The 17,866-nt window shown below is 38.0% G+C and carries 16 protein-coding genes and 2 pseudogenes; 14 read left to right on the top strand and 4 right to left on the bottom strand.

The genetic code is table 11. The annotated features are described in order from the left end of the window. The first annotated feature begins 17 nt into the window (after positions 1–17). A complete protein-coding gene (gene nrdF, locus LCD34_RS16010; protein ID WP_008344010.1) occupies positions 18–998 on the top strand; it encodes a class 1b ribonucleoside-diphosphate reductase subunit beta in 981 nt (326 codons plus the stop codon). Between the two features lie 84 nt (positions 999–1,082). Then, complete coding sequence (locus LCD34_RS16005; protein WP_048002221.1) at positions 1,083–1,700, top strand: hypothetical protein; 618 nt, start codon at positions 1,083–1,085, stop codon at positions 1,698–1,700. Positions 1,701–1,755: 55 nt separating this feature from the next. Here LCD34_RS16005 and LCD34_RS16000 read toward each other — a convergent pair whose 3' ends face one another. Beyond that, entirely contained in the window at positions 1,756–2,514 is a 759-nt protein-coding gene (locus tag LCD34_RS16000; RefSeq protein WP_008344009.1) for an N-acetylmuramoyl-L-alanine amidase, read from the bottom strand. 320 nt (positions 2,515–2,834) lie between these two features. Between LCD34_RS16000 and spoVK the strand changes: the two genes are divergently transcribed. From spoVK to LCD34_RS15955, 9 genes and pseudogenes are all read left to right on the top strand, one after another. Further along, entirely contained in the window at positions 2,835–3,794 is a 960-nt protein-coding gene (spoVK, locus tag LCD34_RS15995) for a stage V sporulation protein K (RefSeq protein WP_008344008.1), read from the top strand. A 120-nt stretch (positions 3,795–3,914) separates the two neighbouring features. Next, the gene (gene hflX, locus LCD34_RS15990; RefSeq protein WP_017367291.1) at positions 3,915–5,177 is read left to right on the top strand and encodes a GTPase HflX; all 1,263 of its coding nucleotides are present in this window, start codon (positions 3,915–3,917) and stop codon (positions 5,175–5,177) included. An 18-nt stretch (positions 5,178–5,195) separates the two neighbouring features. After that, positions 5,196–6,476: an aminotransferase class I/II-fold pyridoxal phosphate-dependent enzyme gene (locus tag LCD34_RS15985; protein WP_007499425.1), complete on the top strand. Its 1,281-nt coding sequence runs from the start codon at positions 5,196–5,198 to the stop codon at positions 6,474–6,476. 91 nt (positions 6,477–6,567) lie between these two features. Next, positions 6,568–6,978, top strand: coding sequence for a MerR family transcriptional regulator (locus LCD34_RS15980; RefSeq protein ID WP_007499423.1), 411 nt, complete (start codon positions 6,568–6,570; stop codon positions 6,976–6,978). Between the two features lie 60 nt (positions 6,979–7,038). Further along, positions 7,039–8,373: a type I glutamate--ammonia ligase gene (gene glnA / locus LCD34_RS15975; RefSeq protein ID WP_007499421.1), complete on the top strand. Its 1,335-nt coding sequence runs from the start codon at positions 7,039–7,041 to the stop codon at positions 8,371–8,373. Between the two features lie 435 nt (positions 8,374–8,808). Beyond that, the gene (locus tag LCD34_RS15970) at positions 8,809–9,198 is read left to right on the top strand and encodes a S8 family serine peptidase (protein ID WP_035700856.1); all 390 of its coding nucleotides are present in this window, start codon (positions 8,809–8,811) and stop codon (positions 9,196–9,198) included. Between the two features lie 13 nt (positions 9,199–9,211). Beyond that, on the top strand, positions 9,212–9,367 hold the full coding sequence (locus LCD34_RS15965; RefSeq protein ID WP_263490855.1) for a hypothetical protein: 156 nt from the start codon (positions 9,212–9,214) through the stop codon (positions 9,365–9,367). A 199-nt stretch (positions 9,368–9,566) separates the two neighbouring features. Then, a complete protein-coding gene (locus LCD34_RS15960) occupies positions 9,567–10,229 on the top strand; it encodes a DUF3986 family protein (RefSeq protein ID WP_224559748.1) in 663 nt (220 codons plus the stop codon). A 373-nt stretch (positions 10,230–10,602) separates the two neighbouring features. Next, positions 10,603–11,802: pseudogene (locus LCD34_RS15955) on the top strand (ribonuclease YeeF family protein); the annotation flags it as partial. Positions 11,803–12,237: 435 nt separating this feature from the next. Here the strand turns inward: LCD34_RS15955 and LCD34_RS15950 are convergent. Further along, positions 12,238–12,498, bottom strand: coding sequence for a YesK-like family protein (locus LCD34_RS15950; RefSeq protein ID WP_224559747.1), 261 nt, complete (start codon positions 12,496–12,498; stop codon positions 12,238–12,240). Positions 12,499–12,532: 34 nt separating this feature from the next. Beyond that, the gene (locus LCD34_RS15945) at positions 12,533–12,952 is read right to left on the bottom strand and encodes a hypothetical protein (RefSeq protein WP_017367294.1); all 420 of its coding nucleotides are present in this window, start codon (positions 12,950–12,952) and stop codon (positions 12,533–12,535) included. A gap of 190 nt (positions 12,953–13,142) precedes the next feature. On the opposite strand from LCD34_RS15945, the pseudogene LCD34_RS15940 reads away from it, so the two are divergent. From LCD34_RS15940 to LCD34_RS15930, 3 genes and pseudogenes are all read left to right on the top strand, one after another. Further along, positions 13,143–13,988 (top strand): annotated as a pseudogene (locus LCD34_RS15940) (SMI1/KNR4 family protein). 400 nt (positions 13,989–14,388) lie between these two features. Further along, on the top strand, positions 14,389–15,498 hold the full coding sequence (locus LCD34_RS15935) for a hypothetical protein (RefSeq protein ID WP_224559746.1): 1,110 nt from the start codon (positions 14,389–14,391) through the stop codon (positions 15,496–15,498). Between the two features lie 922 nt (positions 15,499–16,420). Continuing rightward, positions 16,421–16,756, top strand: a complete 336-nt coding sequence (locus tag LCD34_RS15930) for a hypothetical protein (RefSeq protein ID WP_224559745.1) — start codon at positions 16,421–16,423, stop codon at positions 16,754–16,756. A gap of 131 nt (positions 16,757–16,887) precedes the next feature. On the opposite strand, the gene LCD34_RS15925 is transcribed toward LCD34_RS15930, so the two are convergent. Beyond that, positions 16,888–17,866: YhdH/YhfP family quinone oxidoreductase (locus LCD34_RS15925; RefSeq protein WP_224559744.1), on the bottom strand; the 979-nt coding region annotated here is incomplete at its 5' end.

The following is a 17,866-nucleotide window of genomic DNA, read 5'->3' as shown; positions in this document are numbered from 1 at the left end:
TTAAAGGAGAGTTTAACGTGACAAAAATTTATGATGCAGCCAACTGGTCAAAACACGAAGACGATTTTACACAAATGTTTTACAACCAAAACGTCAAGCAATTCTGGCTTCCAGAAGAGATTTCCTTAAACGGGGACCTTTTAACATGGAAATATTTAGGTGAAGAAGAGCGAGATACGTACATGAAGGTACTGGCTGGACTGACGTTACTTGATACAGAACAAGGAAATACAGGAATGCCGATAGTGGCTGAACATGTGGACGGTCATCAACGTAAAGCCGTGTTAAACTTTATGGCCATGATGGAAAATGCAGTGCATGCAAAATCATACTCAAATATCTTCATGACGCTTGCACCGACTGAAACGATTAGTGAAGTATTTGAATGGGTCAAGAAAAATAAATTCTTGCAAAAGAAAGCAGATATGATTGTAGGTCTGTACCGTTCCATTCAAAAGGATGACCCGATTTCCTTATTTAAAGCAATGGTTGCTTCAGTGTATTTAGAAAGCTTCCTATTCTATAGCGGCTTTTACTACCCGCTATATTTCTACGGGCAAGGAAAGCTCATGCAAAGTGGTGAAATCATTAACTTGATTTTGCGCGATGAAGCGATTCACGGTGTGTATGTTGGATTGTTAGCACAAGAAATTTACAACAAACAAACACCTGACGTGCAAAAAGAGCTTTATGATTTCTCTATCGATCTGCTTAATGAGCTTTATGAAAATGAACTTCATTACACTGAGGATATTTATGACCAAGTCAATTTATCGCATGATGTGAAAAAGTTCATTCGTTACAATGCCAATAAAGCGTTAATGAACCTTGGATTTGCCCCTTACTTTGAAGAAGAAGAGATCAACCCAATTGTATTGAACGGACTCAATACAAAAACAAAGTCACATGACTTCTTCTCAATGAAAGGGAACGGCTACAAAAAGGCAACAGTTGAGCCGTTAAAAGATGACGATTTCTTCTTTGGAGATGAATCATAAGGAAAGCGTAAAAGTCAAAACGCATCACTCGTTTTGGCTTTTTGCCATTTCTAACAATGTGTTACATACTGGAGGTTACCGAACATGGGAAAAATGGACGAAATGATTTTAGTTGCACCGCGCGCACGCGTGTTCCAAAACGAAACACTTGCGTTTAATGGTGTGAATAGTGAAGAGAAAACAATCAGCACCATTATGAAAGAAATCGAAGAGCACTTCGAGCAAATGCGAAGAGGCGATGCAGAAGAAAATCCTGACTTTAAGCAGCCAATTCCATATGTTGTCATTAAGCGTGAGGACGAAGTATATGTATATGAAAGACTTCAAGGCGGGGGAGAGACTCGCTTACATCATAAGTTATCTCTTGGCTTTGGCGGTCATATGAATTTCATTGAAGGGAAAAAATTTGCTGAGATTCTAAAAGAAAATACCGATCGTGAACTGGACGAGGAACTTTCGATTCAAGAAGAAGACAAACTTGAGATGAAAACCCTTGGACTTATTAATGATGATGACAACAGTGTCGGCCGTGTGCACATCGGACTGTTATCAGCCCTTGAATTATCACCGGGTGCTCATGTAGAAGTAAAAGAAACAGATCAAATCTCAGGCGAATGGATGAAAGTAACAGATTTGAAAAAGCCTGAGTACTTCGATCGTCTTGAAACATGGTCTCAATTTGTCGTGAACATTTTAGCATAATTGGATAGACAACAAACCGGCTCTAAAGATGACTTGAGCCGGTTTGTTTTTTAGATTATTGAAAAACGAATGCGTCGTGACCGGCCTGCTTTAATCGAGCGACGAGGTCATCTGCATTTTGCTTTGAACGGAAAGCGCCAGCTTGGACTCGGTACATGCCGCTATCCAGTACGACCAGCGCTTCAAATCCTTTGGATCTGAGTGTAGCTGCTAGTTCATCCGCATTGGCTTTGACCTTGAAAGCCCCTGCTTGCACTTTATATAGGTTACTTGCTTTTTTTTTCAATTGAAGGGCTTTTTCTAATCCAGTGGCATGAGCACGAGCGATCCCTTGAAGGAAAGTAGCGTTACGGAGCTTATTTGCATCAGCTACCGTATCGATGAAACCGTTTTCAGTTAAAATGGCAGACATAGAAGTTTCCCGCAGAACGTGGAAGTTCGCCGTTTTCTTGCCGCGGTCGGCAAAATCAACGGAGCGGACAATCTCATCATGAAGGGCATTGCGATACGTGGTGGTTGGTGCTGAAACGCCAGGGTACACATAACTTTCAAAACCTGTGCCTCCGCCAGCATTAATATGAATAGACACGAAATAGTCAGCTCCCCAGCTGTTTGCCGCATTCGTACGCTGGGATAACGTGACGGATTGGTCAATTGAACGACTTAAGCGGACGGAAACCCCATCATATTCACTAATCAACATATCCCTCAGAAAAAGCGCAATTTGCAGTGTGATATTTTTCTCCAAAAGTCCATTAGCAGCAGCTCCAGAATCTGTTCCTCCGTGGCCAGGATCAATAAAAATTTTCACCATCTATTCATCACCTCGTCTTTATTTTATGAGGAAATAGAAAAATTGCCTGTACAAAATGCGGAAATCATCGAGACTCTTTTTTGCACAATTTGTGATGAAAAAGCGCCATTTTTCTAAGAAAAAACAAATTGTTGGTTTGTCCGCCCGAAATGGATGAATACAATGGAAATAGCACATCATTTCCTGGGAAACCGCACAATCCCCTACAATAACCGGTATCTCGGGTCATTTTGACAGTAAACCGATGCTAGTGCGGGCGATTGTCACGATTACAGCTCCACCCGAATAGATTAAAGAGAGAAGAGCGAGAGGTGAATACGTTGGAGCGAGCTGTCACATATAAAAATAACGGCCAAATCAACATTATACTTAATGGACAGAAGCAAGTATTGGTTGATGCAGATTCAGAGGCAGAATACTTAGAGGCCTTGCAAAAAAATGAGGCCAAACACAGCATCTTACGAGAAATAGAACGAGAAATGAACAGCCTTGTCGGGATGGATGAAATGAAACGAAACATAAAAGAAATTTATGCTTGGATTTTTGTCAATCAAAAAAGACAAGAACAAGGATTAAAGGTAGGAAAACAAGCGCTTCATATGATGTTTAAAGGAAATCCTGGCACAGGGAAAACAACGGTTGCACGGCTTGTCGGGAAGCTTTTCTTTGAAATGAATGTTCTTTCAAAGGGGCACTTAATTGAAGCGGAACGAGGAGATCTGGTTGGAGAGTACATTGGACATACAGCTCAAAAAACAAGAGATTTGATTAAAAAATCACTAGGCGGCATTTTGTTCATCGATGAAGCCTATTCTCTTGCCCGCGGAGGAGAGAAAGATTTTGGGAAAGAAGCCATTGATACCCTTGTAAAACATATGGAGGATAAGCAGCATGAATTCATCCTAATCTTAGCTGGATACTCCAAGGAAATGGATCATTTTCTTTCTCTAAATCCTGGTCTACAATCGAGATTTCCGATCAATATCAACTTCCCTGATTATACGGTCGATCAGCTGATGGATATTGCAAAACGAATGATGGCCGATCGGGAATATGTCTTTACCCAAGAGGCAGAATGGAAACTGCGAGACTATTTAATGCACATCAAGAGCACCACGAGTCCTGCCAAATTCAGCAACGGCCGTTTTGTGCGAAACACCATTGAAAAAGCGATTCGAACTCAGGCTATGAGGCTGCTTCTTGTGGATCATTATGATAAAAAAGACTTACTTACGATTAAAAGCCATGATCTGCAAATGAAAGAGGATACGCCTTCTTGAAATGGCGTATCCTTTTTGTAAAGAGACAAGAAATTAAACCTTCCGAATGGTGGTATACGTGTGGTGTGTTTGGTATGATGGTACTACTGAAACTTAAGTACAGAAAGGAAACAACTGACGTTGAATGAACATGAAATGATCGAAAAAGCGATCCTTGTCGGCTGTCAACTGCCGCATATAACGGATGAACGCTTTCAATATTCTATGGAAGAATTAGCTTCCTTAACCAAAACAGCTGGCGGTGAAGCTGTCAGCATCATGACGCAAAAAAGAAATAGACAAGACAGCGCGACTTACATCGGGAAAGGGAAAGTGGAAGAGCTTGAAGTGCTTTGCGAAGAGTTAGACTGTGACGTTATTATTTTTAACGACGAGCTTTCGCCTAGCCAGTTAAAAGCTTTGGCGACTGCCTTAGATGTGAAAATCATTGACCGTACGCAATTGATTCTAGACATCTTTGCCAAAAGAGCCCGTACAAGAGAGGGGAAGCTGCAAATAGAGCTTGCCCAGCTTCAGTATGCCTTGCCGAGGCTAAGTGGACAAGGGATCAGCCTTTCAAGACAAGGCGGCGGAATTGGCGCAAGAGGTCCAGGTGAAACAAAACTTGAAACAGACAGACGTCATATTCGAAACCGCATACACGAAATTCACGGACAACTGTCTGCAGTCAAAGAACACCGCACGAGATACCGGGAACGACGGAAAAAAAATGGCGTATTCCAAATCGCTATTGTCGGGTACACAAATGCCGGGAAATCAACATTGTTTAACCAGTTAACAGAAGCGGATAGCCATGAAGAAGATTTGCTGTTTGCTACACTTGACCCAATGACGCGTAAAATGACACTTGAATCTGGCTACAGTGTACTGATTTCCGATACAGTTGGTTTTATTCAAGACCTTCCAACCACACTGATTGCAGCATTTCGTTCCACTCTTGAAGAAGTAAAAGAAGCAGACTATTTGCTTCATGTGATCGATTCTTCGAATGAGGATTATGAAGGGCATGAACGAACGGTTCATAAGCTTTTAGAAGAATTAGAAGCTGATCGTATTCCGATGCTGACTGTCTATAACAAAAAAGACCAAATCCGGCCGGATTTTATCCCTTCCTCAAAGCAGCGCCACATTTTAATCAGTGCTAGGCGCGAGGAAGATGTGAAGCGGTTAAAAGCGGATATCATGGCTGAACTGAAAAAAGATTTTTTAAAGCCATATCATGTAAGGATTCCAGCATATGAAGGGAAACTCATATCTGCCTTAAAGTCAGAAACCTTGGTGGAATCACTGGAATTCCAAAAGGAAGCAGAGCTTTATGACATCACTGGATTTAGTGGTGAGGAGCAAACCATATTAGGACAAATCAAGAAGTATATGTTGTAGGAAAGGAATTAAATCACGATGTTTCACACTTTAAAACATGGCACCATTTTAGAAAAAATAGCAGCAGAAGCAGAACAAGACATTTCACAAATACATCAGCAAATTGATCGAAAGAGCGAACAAAATGAGTGGCGGGTTCTTGAAAGCTACCGGAAACATAAAGTCAGCGACTCTCATTTTAATCCGACAACTGGTTATGGCTACGATGATATGGGAAGAGACACGTTAGAAAAGATCTATGCGGATGTATTTGGAGGGGAAAGCGGTCTTGTACGCCCGCAGATCATTTCTGGAACACATGCCATTTCCATCGCCTTATTCGGTGTGCTAAGACCTGGTGATGAATTGATTTACATGACGGGGAAACCTTACGATACCCTAGAAGAGATTGTCGGGATTCGCGGCAAAGAAGGGACAGGCTCATTAAAAGATTTTCAGATCGATTACAAAGCCATTGATTTGCGTCAAGATGGATCTGTCGATTTCGACAAAGTCAAAGAATCTATTTCCCAAAAAACAAAAGTCATCGGGATTCAGCGTTCTAAAGGCTATGCGTCAAGACCATCCTTTACAATAGAAGAAATTGAACAAATGATTTCATTTGTGAAAGACATCAATGAGGACATCATTGTGTTTGTTGACAACTGCTATGGTGAATTTACTGAATTACAAGAGCCGTGTCATGTGGGCGCAGACCTTATGGCAGGTTCTCTCATTAAAAACCCAGGCGGCGGCCTTGCCAAAACGGGCGGTTACATCGTCGGAAAAGAAAAATGGGTAGAAGCTTGCTCTTATCGAATGACATCTCCAGGCATCGGCAGTGAAGCGGGTGCATCGCTGTATGCGCTTCAGGAAATGTATCAAGGATTTTTCTTAGCACCGCATGTTGTTGCACAAAGTTTAAAAGGCGCCGTGTTTACAGCGCGTTTTCTTGAAAAACTCGGGTTCCAAACAAACCCGTCGTGGAATGCGAAAAGAACCGACTTGATTCAATCTGTAGAATTTGGAGACCCTAAAAAAATGATTGCATTTTGTCAGGCGATTCAATATGCATCACCGATTAACAGTCATGTCACACCGCATGCAAGCTATATGCCGGGATACGAGGACGATGTGATTATGGCAGCGGGCACATTTGTCCAAGGAGCCAGCATTGAATTATCAGCTGATGGTCCGATTAGACCGCCTTACACAGCCTATGTTCAGGGCGGTCTCACGTATGCCCATGTGAAAAATGCCATTTGCAGTGCTGTAGATGCCTTACTAGAGCAAGGTTTTATTGAAGTGCCTGCTCGATAAAAAAATCCATGTTAATATTCCTAACATTTCGTTGACACATAATATAACATGACATATAATAAATTTAAGCAAAGAGGAGGAGACAGTTGAGATGAGTGATAACATTCGCCGCTCAATGCCTTTATTCCCAATTGGGATTGTCATGCAGCTAACAGAATTATCTGCAAGACAAATTCGCTATTATGAGGAAAATGGTTTAGTATTTCCAGCTAGAAGTGATGGGAATCGCCGATTGTTTTCTTTCCATGATGTTGATAAATTACTAGAAATCAAAAACCTCATCGAACAAGGTGTAAACATGGCAGGCATCAAAAAACTTTTTGCCAAAGCTGAGGCAGAAAATCCATCGTCTGAAACAAAGACAGAGGAGAAAACCACAGCGAAGCACAACTTGACAGATGATGAACTCAGGAAGCTACTGAAGAAGGAACTCATTCAGGCTGGACGTTTCCAACAAGGAACGACCTTTAGGCAGGGGGATATGTCAAGGTTCTTCCGTTAACCAATTAGCAAAAGCATTGCTATACACATTTTACCTTTTGTAGGGGAGGAGTTTTACGAAATGGCAAAGTACACAAGAGAAGATATCGTAAAATTAGTAAATGAGGAAAACGTAAAGTACATCCGTCTGCAATTTACAGACATTCTCGGAACAATTAAAAATGTTGAGATTCCTGTGAGCCAGTTAGAAAAAGCTCTCGATAACAAATGTATGTTTGATGGTTCATCTATTGAAGGGTTTGTACGTATCGAAGAATCAGATATGTACCTATATCCAGATCTAAACACGTTTGTTATTTTCCCTTGGACAGCAGAAAAAGGTAAAGTTGCACGCTTTATTTGTGACATTTATAAGCCAGACGGAACACCATTTGATGGAGACCCTCGTAACAACTTAAAGCGTATCTTGAAGGAAATGGAAGAACTAGGATTTAGTGATTTCAACCTTGGACCTGAGCCAGAATTCTTCTTATTTAAATTAGACGAAAAAGGCGAGCCAACGCTCGAACTAAACGATAAAGGTGGATACTTTGACCTTGCACCAACAGATCTAGGCGAAAACTGCCGCCGTGACATCGTGCTTGAGCTTGAAGAAATGGGCTTTGAAATTGAAGCGTCTCACCACGAAGTAGCACCTGGACAGCATGAAATTGACTTCAAATATGCAGGCGCTATCCGCTCTTGTGATGACATTCAAACGTTCAAACTCGTTGTTAAAACAATTGCGAGAAAGCACGGACTTCATGCGACATTCATGCCAAAACCATTGTTCGGTGTAAACGGATCTGGTATGCACTGTAACCTATCATTATTCAAAAATGGCAAAAACGCATTCTTTGATGAAAAAGCAGATTTACAATTAAGCGAGACAGCTAGACACTTTATCGCAGGTATCGTGAAGCACGCAACAAGCTTCACAGCGGTCACAAACCCGACGGTGAACTCTTACAAACGTCTTGTTCCTGGCTATGAAGCACCTTGCTACGTAGCATGGAGTGCACAAAACCGCAGCCCATTGATTCGTATTCCAGCATCACGCGGCATTAGCACACGTGTAGAAGTACGCAGTGTAGACCCATCTGCAAACCCATACCTTGCACTAAGTGTATTACTTGCAGCAGGTCTAGACGGAATCAAAAACAAACTAGACGCACCAGCGCCAATCGACAGAAACATCTATGTCATGGACAAAGAAGAGCGCCTTGAAAACGGCATCGCTGACTTACCTGCAACACTTGCAGAAGCACTTGAGCTGCTCAAGTCAAACGAAGTCATGATCAACGCACTAGGCGATCACTTATTCGAGCACTTCATCGAATCAAAAGAAATCGAATGGGATATGTTCCGCACCCAAGTACACCCATGGGAACGCGATCAGTATATGTCTCAGTATTAATAAAGAAATCCTCTTGGAGCCATTGGCTTCAGGGGGATTTTTGTTTTTATGAGTGTTTCTTATATTTTAAAATGAAGCAGGCACCACCCACCATTCACCCACAAAAAAGTGATAAAAAACCACTCCATTATCTTGGAGATATACTCTTCATAATTATTCATTGAATCTGTGTCTATTTTTTCTAGTATGAGGTCCAAGCCAACGAAGCTGTACCTATGCAGAAAGATGAGAAGCAGCTACTAATGATTAGATTGCCCTCAAAGTGTGCAAGACGATTCTGACGAGAATGATTAAAAAGAAGAGGAAGACGGGGCTGCCTAAGATGGCACGCAAACGATCAAAACGGTGGTTCCTACTTTATCGCTTAGAGGATGGACATCGTGTTCATCTATATGAACTGCTTAGTCGGATCAGGAAAAGGTGGAGGATTATCAGATGAAAAACAAATTCTTAGAAGGAGACTGGATTAAAGCATCTAAGAAAGGAAAAAGAGAACAACTTAATAAAGCAGGTTATGTACTTAAAGTAGCCGAGGATGATATTTTAGTAAGGTTCCTTAGTGGTAATACTTTGGTTGTTCCAAAGTCTTGGGCTGAAAATTTGGATGAGGCACTTATTGTTGTAATATCATCGGTTGGGAATTATGGGTTACAAGAAAAGAGTGATATACTCTACCCTGCTAAATTTGAAGGTGTTATCGCTGTAGGAGCATTAAATATGAACGGTGATATATGGAAAGGGACAACTGTAGGTAATGGCCTTAAATGTGTTACTTCCGGGGCATTATATAAAAAGTTATTCAAAAGATGGTTCTTTTTTATATAGTAGTGGTACTTCAATGGCGGCTGCCTACATGGCAGGTCTTGCTGCGCTCTTTTTTGAAGAATATTCTTCTTATAATAAATCCACAATCTCTAAAAAATCATGGGAAAAAATCAAAAATTCAGATAAAATAAATGGGTATTCAGTTATGGATACAGTTAAATTTTTTTGAGAAACTAGGGTTTATATGAAGAATAAGCTTATTTTAGTAGTACTGTCTTTTATTCTATGTTTTTCGCGGTGACTCCAGCATATTCTTAGAGCGTAACTTCACTGAATAGTGAACTTGTGGTTAGTGATCAATTGATTGAACAAGATACGAGGATACCAGTATAGATGTTTCAAACTTTAATAAAGAATTTGACTTTCTTTTGAATGATCCAGTATTTATTGAAATAGAAGAAACTTTAGCGTTACAGAGTCAGAATGCTGAATTGAAAGAAGACAGTGTAACTGGTCAGTGGATACCGGTGGTGGCTGCTGCTTTAAGATTATTAATTTCTCAAGTTGGAAAAAAGGGAATGCAAAAAGGATGGAAAGTAGCTAGACCATATGTGCAGAAAGCATTAAAGGCGCCTCAAAATCGTATTATTGATGGCCCTGGATCAGGAGGGTGCATTATACAGGTACGTAGCAAAAAAACCACTATTCAGACTAGATTATGCACCTATAAAACATGGAAGACCTGCTGTTCTGCATTATCATGTTCCACCAAATCTAGAAGATCATCATGTTATTTTCTAAAGGGGAGATCAACGTTGCTTAACTTAGACGATACAATGCATTTGCATGTAGGCTATTATGAAAATGATTTAGATTATGAAGGAGTGTTTTTAAAAAGTTTAGATTCAGGGAAATGGTTATTGTTTTTTTATCAAGAAAGCTATGGTATAAAACTTGAACAAAAATATGAAAAATATGATGATTTTGTTTTGTTGGTTGGAGAGTATAATATTGATGATGAAGATATTGAGGATAAAGGTGATGCATTGTTCGAACAATTTCTAAAAGAAAATGGTTTAATAAAAGCATAGCGTTTTTGTGTGATACGTTACAATAAATAAAATGATATAGAAGAAGATATCTTTATCTGTTTAAAGACTGTTATGTAGACTTTAAAACTTTTCTAGAAGTATATTGATTCTGAAGGCGATGCGTTTTGGGAATAATAGAACCAAAGTGTCCATGTTTATGGGCACTTTTTTTATTTTCATTGCCGAGAAAAAGCGAACATGAATATTTTGTCCAGAAAGAAGAACCTGCGGACGCTGATCATTGGGCGCTTTAAGTGCCACACAATGGGTGTCCACTTTTATGTTGTGTTTTTTGTATCTTTACTCCTATTTAATGACAGCCATCACGTTGGTAAAATTGACCTTGTTAATGGATAGAAGGGAGTGACTTCTTCTGGGGAAGATACTTGATGCTAAAGCACTAATCAGTGCCATGGACGCAAGGGCGAAACATTATCAGGAACTCCGCGAACAAATGATTGATTTAAAAAAGGCACTACAAGGCGTGGCAAACCTCGGTGATGATTTCACTGGAAAAGGTGCGGTTAACATTAAAAGCTTTTATAAAGAACTAGCGGGTAATGTAGACATGTTTATCAGCTTTATTGATAAGCAAAAAGCGTTCCATGAAGGTGTTTCTGGTACGCTTGATGATACGAGCTATGGCGGGGACACCTTCGTAGAAGAACACTTTTTAGACAACGCTGTACATATGGGCATCAAAAACGCCAAAAGCATTGTGAAGGATCAAAAAAATGCTCTTAAAACGATTTTTGAAGATATCGATGACCTCATTTCACTGGAGGTATTCGATAGCAAAACCTTTGATGAAAAAATAGAAGATGCTGAAGATGTTCGAAAAAAGACAGTAAAAGACTTAATAAAACTAGATCAAAATTTAAAAGATGAATATGCTTTGTCAGAAACGGAGCAGCAAGCTACAATGGCATTGTATGCAGAAATGATCAATGCCACGAATGACGGTAAATCCATTTCATTTCAAGATAGTGAAATCTACAAGGCAAAAAGCGATATTGAGAAGCAAACTGCTGAATATCTCAAAATTAAAAAAGAACAAGAAGAAGCCCACGAGATCGCAAAGGAACAAAAAGCGCTAGCCAACCGTCCTTGGTATGAAAAAGCCCTTGATTATGGGGGAAACATTGTCAATGAGCTAACCGGTGTGAATGATGCAAAACGTGCAGCTACGGGCGTCGATCCAATCACAGGCGAAGAGCTTACCGCAGGCCAACGAGTCGCTGCAGGTGGCATGGCGGCAACTGGCTACATCCCAATTGTCGGCTGGGTAGGGCGCATTTTTAAAGGTGGAAAAGCGGTCTATAAAACCACCCAAGCCACATCAACCGCAGTCAGAGCGGTCGATATCTACAAGACGTCACAAAAATCTTTTGATGCCCTAAAGACATCCCAAAAAGGTTTATACGGCCTCATTGCGACCAACGGCTTCAGCGAAGCGATTACTGGTAGAGATATGTTTGGGAAAAAGATCTCGAAAGAACAGCAGGAGGCGAGTATGAATGCGGCGCTTGGAATGCTTTTGCCGTTTGGGGCGAAAGGGTTTCATGGAAAGATGGATCAAATCAGGTATGTAATAAACCAATAGAATGGCATGCAAATCATTTGTTGGCTACTACTGCGAATTCACCAGTAAAATTAGTTCTTCAAGATTTTCTTTCAAAAATGAATTCAAATTAGAATCTCACTAACAATCAAACACCCTCCCTTATCAATGGCGTAATCTGGATACGGAACAAAGGTGCTGAGGAATGTGGCCATATGCATATTTTAGGGAAGGATATGGTCGTTCGTGTTGCTGTCAAAAATGACAATGACTATATAGCAGAACCAAGCCTTATTCCGCAGCGTAAGGAAGGTGGGAAGAGGGTAACACTTAAGCATTTCCTCCAATTATTGAAAGGGTCGAAGCACTTTTAAAAGCATGTCCGTTATCTTTGAGTACCCTGAAGATTAAAAAGTACGCAACTTCTGAATGGGAAGTTGCTCTATGTTATTTACTCCTAAAATAACTCAAGATGGCATTTATAATTAAAGTGATCACAGATGCAATCAGTAAAGATATACTGATTGCACCCAATCCTAAACCTTCCCACTTTCCTACGAAAAAACTTATTAATAATAAGATAATACTCATGAGAATAAGAATCGATGGTATTCCATACTGTAAAGGTGCATTCTTTCTTTTAAAGATCAAAGAAACACCCAATATAACAATCGTAAGGATAACTGTTAGCAGCCAAAATGATGACATTTATTGACCTTCCTTCTTTTGAAAATATATGAAATTATTTTATTTCCTCATCCATTACTTTCTTATACTTTTCAAATTCAGAATCTTTCATTTCACCGTTCATTTGTAATAAAAAGTTTCCTTTTGAATAGGTGTGAGAGAAGAACATAGATCCAGCATTGCCTAACTCATCATAATAAGATTTCGCCTGCTGTAAATCAGTTTCATTTCCGAATTTAAAAATCCTTCCACCAGCATTTTCACCTAAGGAAGGAACGAGAATCCTTTTTCCTTCTTCTCTTATATTTCCAAACTCTTTTTGTTTAAGATCAGATGGTTTTTCTGCTTCAAGTCCAGCACTTTTAAAAGCTTCAATAATATTGGCTGTCGTGAGCTGTTTTTCATTTGATGCTGCGCTACTGCAAGCTGTTAGCATCATTAAACAAATAAAAATGAATATAGATAATTTCTTCATATTGGATCCTCCTGATTTTTAGGTGCAAAGGAAATTTTACATGAAGTACCTTCTTTTTACTATTGTTTCGACAAAAATAGACAGCGTGAATGACTAAGTAACTAATATTCTTCTTTTATTTTCATTAAATTGTCAAATATACTCAGCAAGATGGTATACTTATGTGCATATTTTACTAGGAGGCATCACCTTGAAATCATTTTGGGAAATAGACGAGAAAGGTTACTATACGTTAAAAAAGATCAACGCAGAAGAAATAGCTAAGGCTGAAAAGAAACTTGGTATCACTTTGCCAGATACATATAAAAAGCTCATATTAGAACAGAATGGTGGTTATACCATTCATAATGCTTTTCCAACCACTCACTCTAATTCATGAGCCGAGGATCATATTCAATTTAATCATCTTTTGGGAATTGCTGAAGATGAAGGAATTATGGATAGTGCCTATTTGATAAAAGAGTGGGAGCTGCCAGAAGGGCTTGTCTTAATTAACGGGGATGGTCACACTTGGGTAACGATGGATTATCGAAAAACGAAAGAGAATCCTGCAATTCATTATTTTGATGTTGAGATGGAAGAAGACTTTAAGTTAGCAGATTCCTTTGATGAATTCATTGAGGGGCTTTATACAGTTGAGTACAGTGTTGACGAGGAAGTAGCAGAGGGTGAATACGAAGAAGAAGAAGAGGAATATATAACTAAAGCAGAACTTGAAGCGATCTTAGAGAAAGAAGCACCTGATCCAGCCGATATTCATCAAATTACTAAATATCCGTTACAAGATTTAGAAGAAGTAGAGTGGTTCTTTAAAAGAATAAAAAGCTATATTGAATCTGTTAAAGATGAAGACGTTCTTTATGAAGTAGCTGCAAGCATTGACACAATCCTTATATTAAGAGTAGATACAATGCCAAGTAACGATATTATAAAAAAGACATTATTTGAAATTGTAGACATTTTTGAAAAAACTGAAATTCCTCAGATAACTGTAACAGCTGGAAATTTCGCTGTTAATATTGATTTTTTAGATTAAGGCAAAATTAGAGCATGTAGAGTGTACTGTATAGGGTGAATTTTCAAAGAGTGAATGAGAACGGATGTTTAATTATCTGTTTTGAATTCATTATAATATAATTTAGATTGACCCTTTCGTGAACCTGGCTGAAACTCAGTCAGGTCTTTTTATATCAATTTCAAAACAATATTTTGTGAATTTCTTTTTAAAAAATGAAGGTGGTCAATCTAAAAGAAATAAGTATCAAGTCCTTTTTGGCTACTCTCTCTTTTAACCAACTCTTATAATTGCATATCATTCAATTATTATCATATTTGCGGGATACCGAAAATTTCTATTATGAGCAGATTCACTTTACATATGTTGTAAAATGCGTGTTAGAATTATACTAGGGATTTGTTTAGAAGGGGGTAAAGGAATGTCAGGATTAATTGCCTCTCAGGAGGTAGGGAACATGTTAAACAGTTGGAATCTTGCGATACAAAAAGGGGATTTATCGGCAGCTATAGAAATGCAAGATGACATAGACAGGGCAATTGATTTAATGGAAGAAAATCAAGATATTCTTTTGTACTATCAACTTTTGAGCTTTAGGCTTAAGCTGAAACTTCAGAATATTAGCAGAAATTTAGATAAGCCATTCTTTCAGCGGAATGCTCCAGACGAAAAAGAAGAAAAAACAAATAAACTCATGTCATATTACTTCTACTTTTATAATGGGATCTATCATGACTACTTACAAGATTATGATAAGGCATTAAGTTACTTCAGAATAGCTGAAAAAAAGTTGACTTATGTTGATGATGAGATAGAAAAAGCTGAATTTCATTATAAAATCGCAGTTCTATTTTATGATTTGAAAATGACCTTTTTATCAAAATATCATGCACAAATTGCGTGTGACACATTTAATGCGCATGAAACATATATCAAAAGACAGATTAACTGTAGGATGCTACATGCGTTAAACTTAATTGATCAATTTGAATATGATAAAGCAAGAGCTCTTTTTAGTGAAGCTGAGAATATGATCGAAAGTATTAATGACAATCATTTAATCATTCATCTATATTACAATATGGGTTTTCTAGAAAGCAAAAAAGAAAATTTAGAAGAAGCATCAGCACTATTTAGGCGCACGTTGAGTTATAAAGAGATCGAAAATCAAGATTTATTGAAGATGAGATGTTTATATGAACTTTCTAGAATAGAAATCTCCAGTAAAAGTAATGACGCGATTGAATGGATAGATCTAGGCATTTCTTTATCAGAACAAGTCAACCATAACGTTTTTCAAATAAAATTTAAATTGTTAAAAGAACTATTGTATGAAAAAAATCACTCTCAATTGAACAATATAAACAATCTGTGTTTAGAGCTTGAAGAGAAAAGAGTATGGGTTGATTTAGAGGAAATTCTGGTTGATGTGGCGAAATATTTAGAGGGGAGAGGCTTGCTGAAACAATCATTAAATTACTATAAAAGAGCCTTACTCGCAAGCCAGTATGTAGGAAAAGGAGTGAATTAATTGAAGAAGTCGGTTTTTATTACATTTTCACTAGTTGTGGTAGCTCTAGGTACACTTTTCTTTACAAACGGTTTGACTCAACCTCTACATGAAGATGTCCAAACAGTTGCATCAAGAGGTAGCTCTGGAGGTTAATTGGTTAAAAAACGATAAAGTGGATTAAAGCGTCAGACTTCTTATGGTATTCTGGTAAAAGAATATGCCATAAAGGAGTCTTTTTTATATTAATTGCTCCATTTGCTTTGATGGCAGCGTATAGAGATACTAAAAAACAAATGAATTAATTAAGCTTTTTGAAGAGGAGACTTTCAGTGTCTGTTGGAGGGACTCCGGGTATTACCCAATTTCACTGTATATATTTATGCGAGAGCTGTATAAAGCATGGGATTCTGAAAAATCGAAAAAAATTTATGAAGAATTTCAGGATGTTTTTATGAAGAAAGAGAAGAAAACAATTTGAGGTAAAAACAAATATAGTACATACTTTCAATTTTGTTACTTAAATCCTAAATATGGAACTGACTGTAGAATGTTAAGACTGATTGTTTTATAATTTCACGGTAACATAACTTTCTCTGGATTGTAATTAAAAGTATAAAACGTAAGTGAAAGTATATCGGAGGATTTGGATGATAAAAAAAGAAGTTTTTCAAATAATTTTGTTTACAGTCCTTTTAGCAATTTTTCTTTATCAAGGTGTACAAAGAGATTTTCCTTTTGAATATCTGATTACCTTAGTTGTGTGCTATGTTGCTGTAATAGTTTATAGAATTATAAAAGTAATGAAATATAAAAAGGAGCAAAGTACAGTTAAGTAGTTTGAGCTATTTTTGTTTGCGGTGTCCGCAATCACTATTGGGATCAGACGTTTGAGGTCATGGCTCTTTGGCATGTTGACATTTAACTTCGGAGGTGCTTTTATATGTCTATTCAAGTGGACGATGATGATGTTTTAGAGATGTGTAATATATATGCTCAAGAAACTCATCACAGAGAAGCATTGATTTTAGGAAACAGGAAGGGTCTATTGGAATTAAAAAATGCGATAGATCAGGCTTTAAAAACCGGTAGTGCTGTTGCAAATTTATACCCATCTGATTTTGAAGGGTATGAAACTTGTATTGCTCTAGTGGATGATGAAAAGCAGTTTGAGAAATTAATTACTCCTTATGTAGAGGAATATACACAAGATGATGATGCGATTGATCCAATTAATATTATTAAAGAGTACGATTCCAAAAAAGAAAAACCCTTATAATAGAGTTTTTCTTTTATTATTTAGTGGAGTATAGTTTCATCTTTTTTAGCTTTGTGTTTACTTGGTATTGATGCTCTAAGAGCATGGGGTATATGGATTGGTAGTCTTGTATAATATAGTTCAAATAGAGTTTAATATTTAATAATTGTTCTTCCTAAATGTTGGCCATTTTTAATGGCTTCAATTGTTTCAGGTAACGTATCGAGAGTAATCTCATTGACTAGAGTCGATTGGGCGATATTCCATTCGTTTGCTATCTCGTTCCAAATGACTTTGCGTTTATTGATTGGTACATTTACAGAATCGATCCCTAGAAGGTTGATCCCTCTTAAAATAAAAGGTAACACAGTTGTTGTTAATTTAATTCCACCTGCATTCCCGCACATGCTCATGCTTCCACCATAAGAAATTTGAGGAATGATCACAGAAGCCACATCTCCTCCTACGGTATCTAAGACGAAGTCAAATTTTTGCTTGTTTAATGGTTTTTTGAGCTCTCCTAACTCGTTTGCAAAAATGACATCAGTTGCTCCTAAAGATTTTGCAATGTCGACTTGATGATCTTTACGCACTAAAGCATGAATATTTTTGTACCCAATTTTAGATAATAATTGTATCGCGATGCTACCAACTCCACCAGTTGAACCTGTAACGAGTATATGAGGTTGATTTTTTGTATTCATTCCATTTTCCTGTAAAGCCATGATCGAAAGAGCGGCTGTAAAGCCTGCTGTTCCAAAAATCATTGCTTCTTTTAAAGTCAAGTTATTTGGCAAAGGAACAATCCAATCCGCAGGCACTCTAGCATATTCTGAAAAACCTCCAGTGTGGCTCATGCCCATAGCGAAACCTGTTACAATCACTTGTTGACCTTCTACGAAACGATGATCTGTTGTATGAACGATCGTTCCACTTAAATCAATTCCGGGAATCATCGGATAGTTACGAATAACACCTCCATTTTTTTGAACAGCCAGCATATCTTTATAATTGATTGAAGAATATGCAACTTTAATTAATACTTCTCCTTGAGATAAATCATTCACACTTACATTTTGAAGATCATAACTCACTTGATCATTTTTTTCTGTCACTAGAATCGCTTTAAAT

The sequence above is a fragment of the Bacillus sp. RAR_M1_44 genome, assembly GCF_020165935.1.
Lineage (GTDB): Bacteria > Bacillota > Bacilli > Bacillales > Bacillaceae > Bacillus > Bacillus altitudinis.
This window is presented reverse-complemented; position numbering and strand designations above follow the sequence as displayed.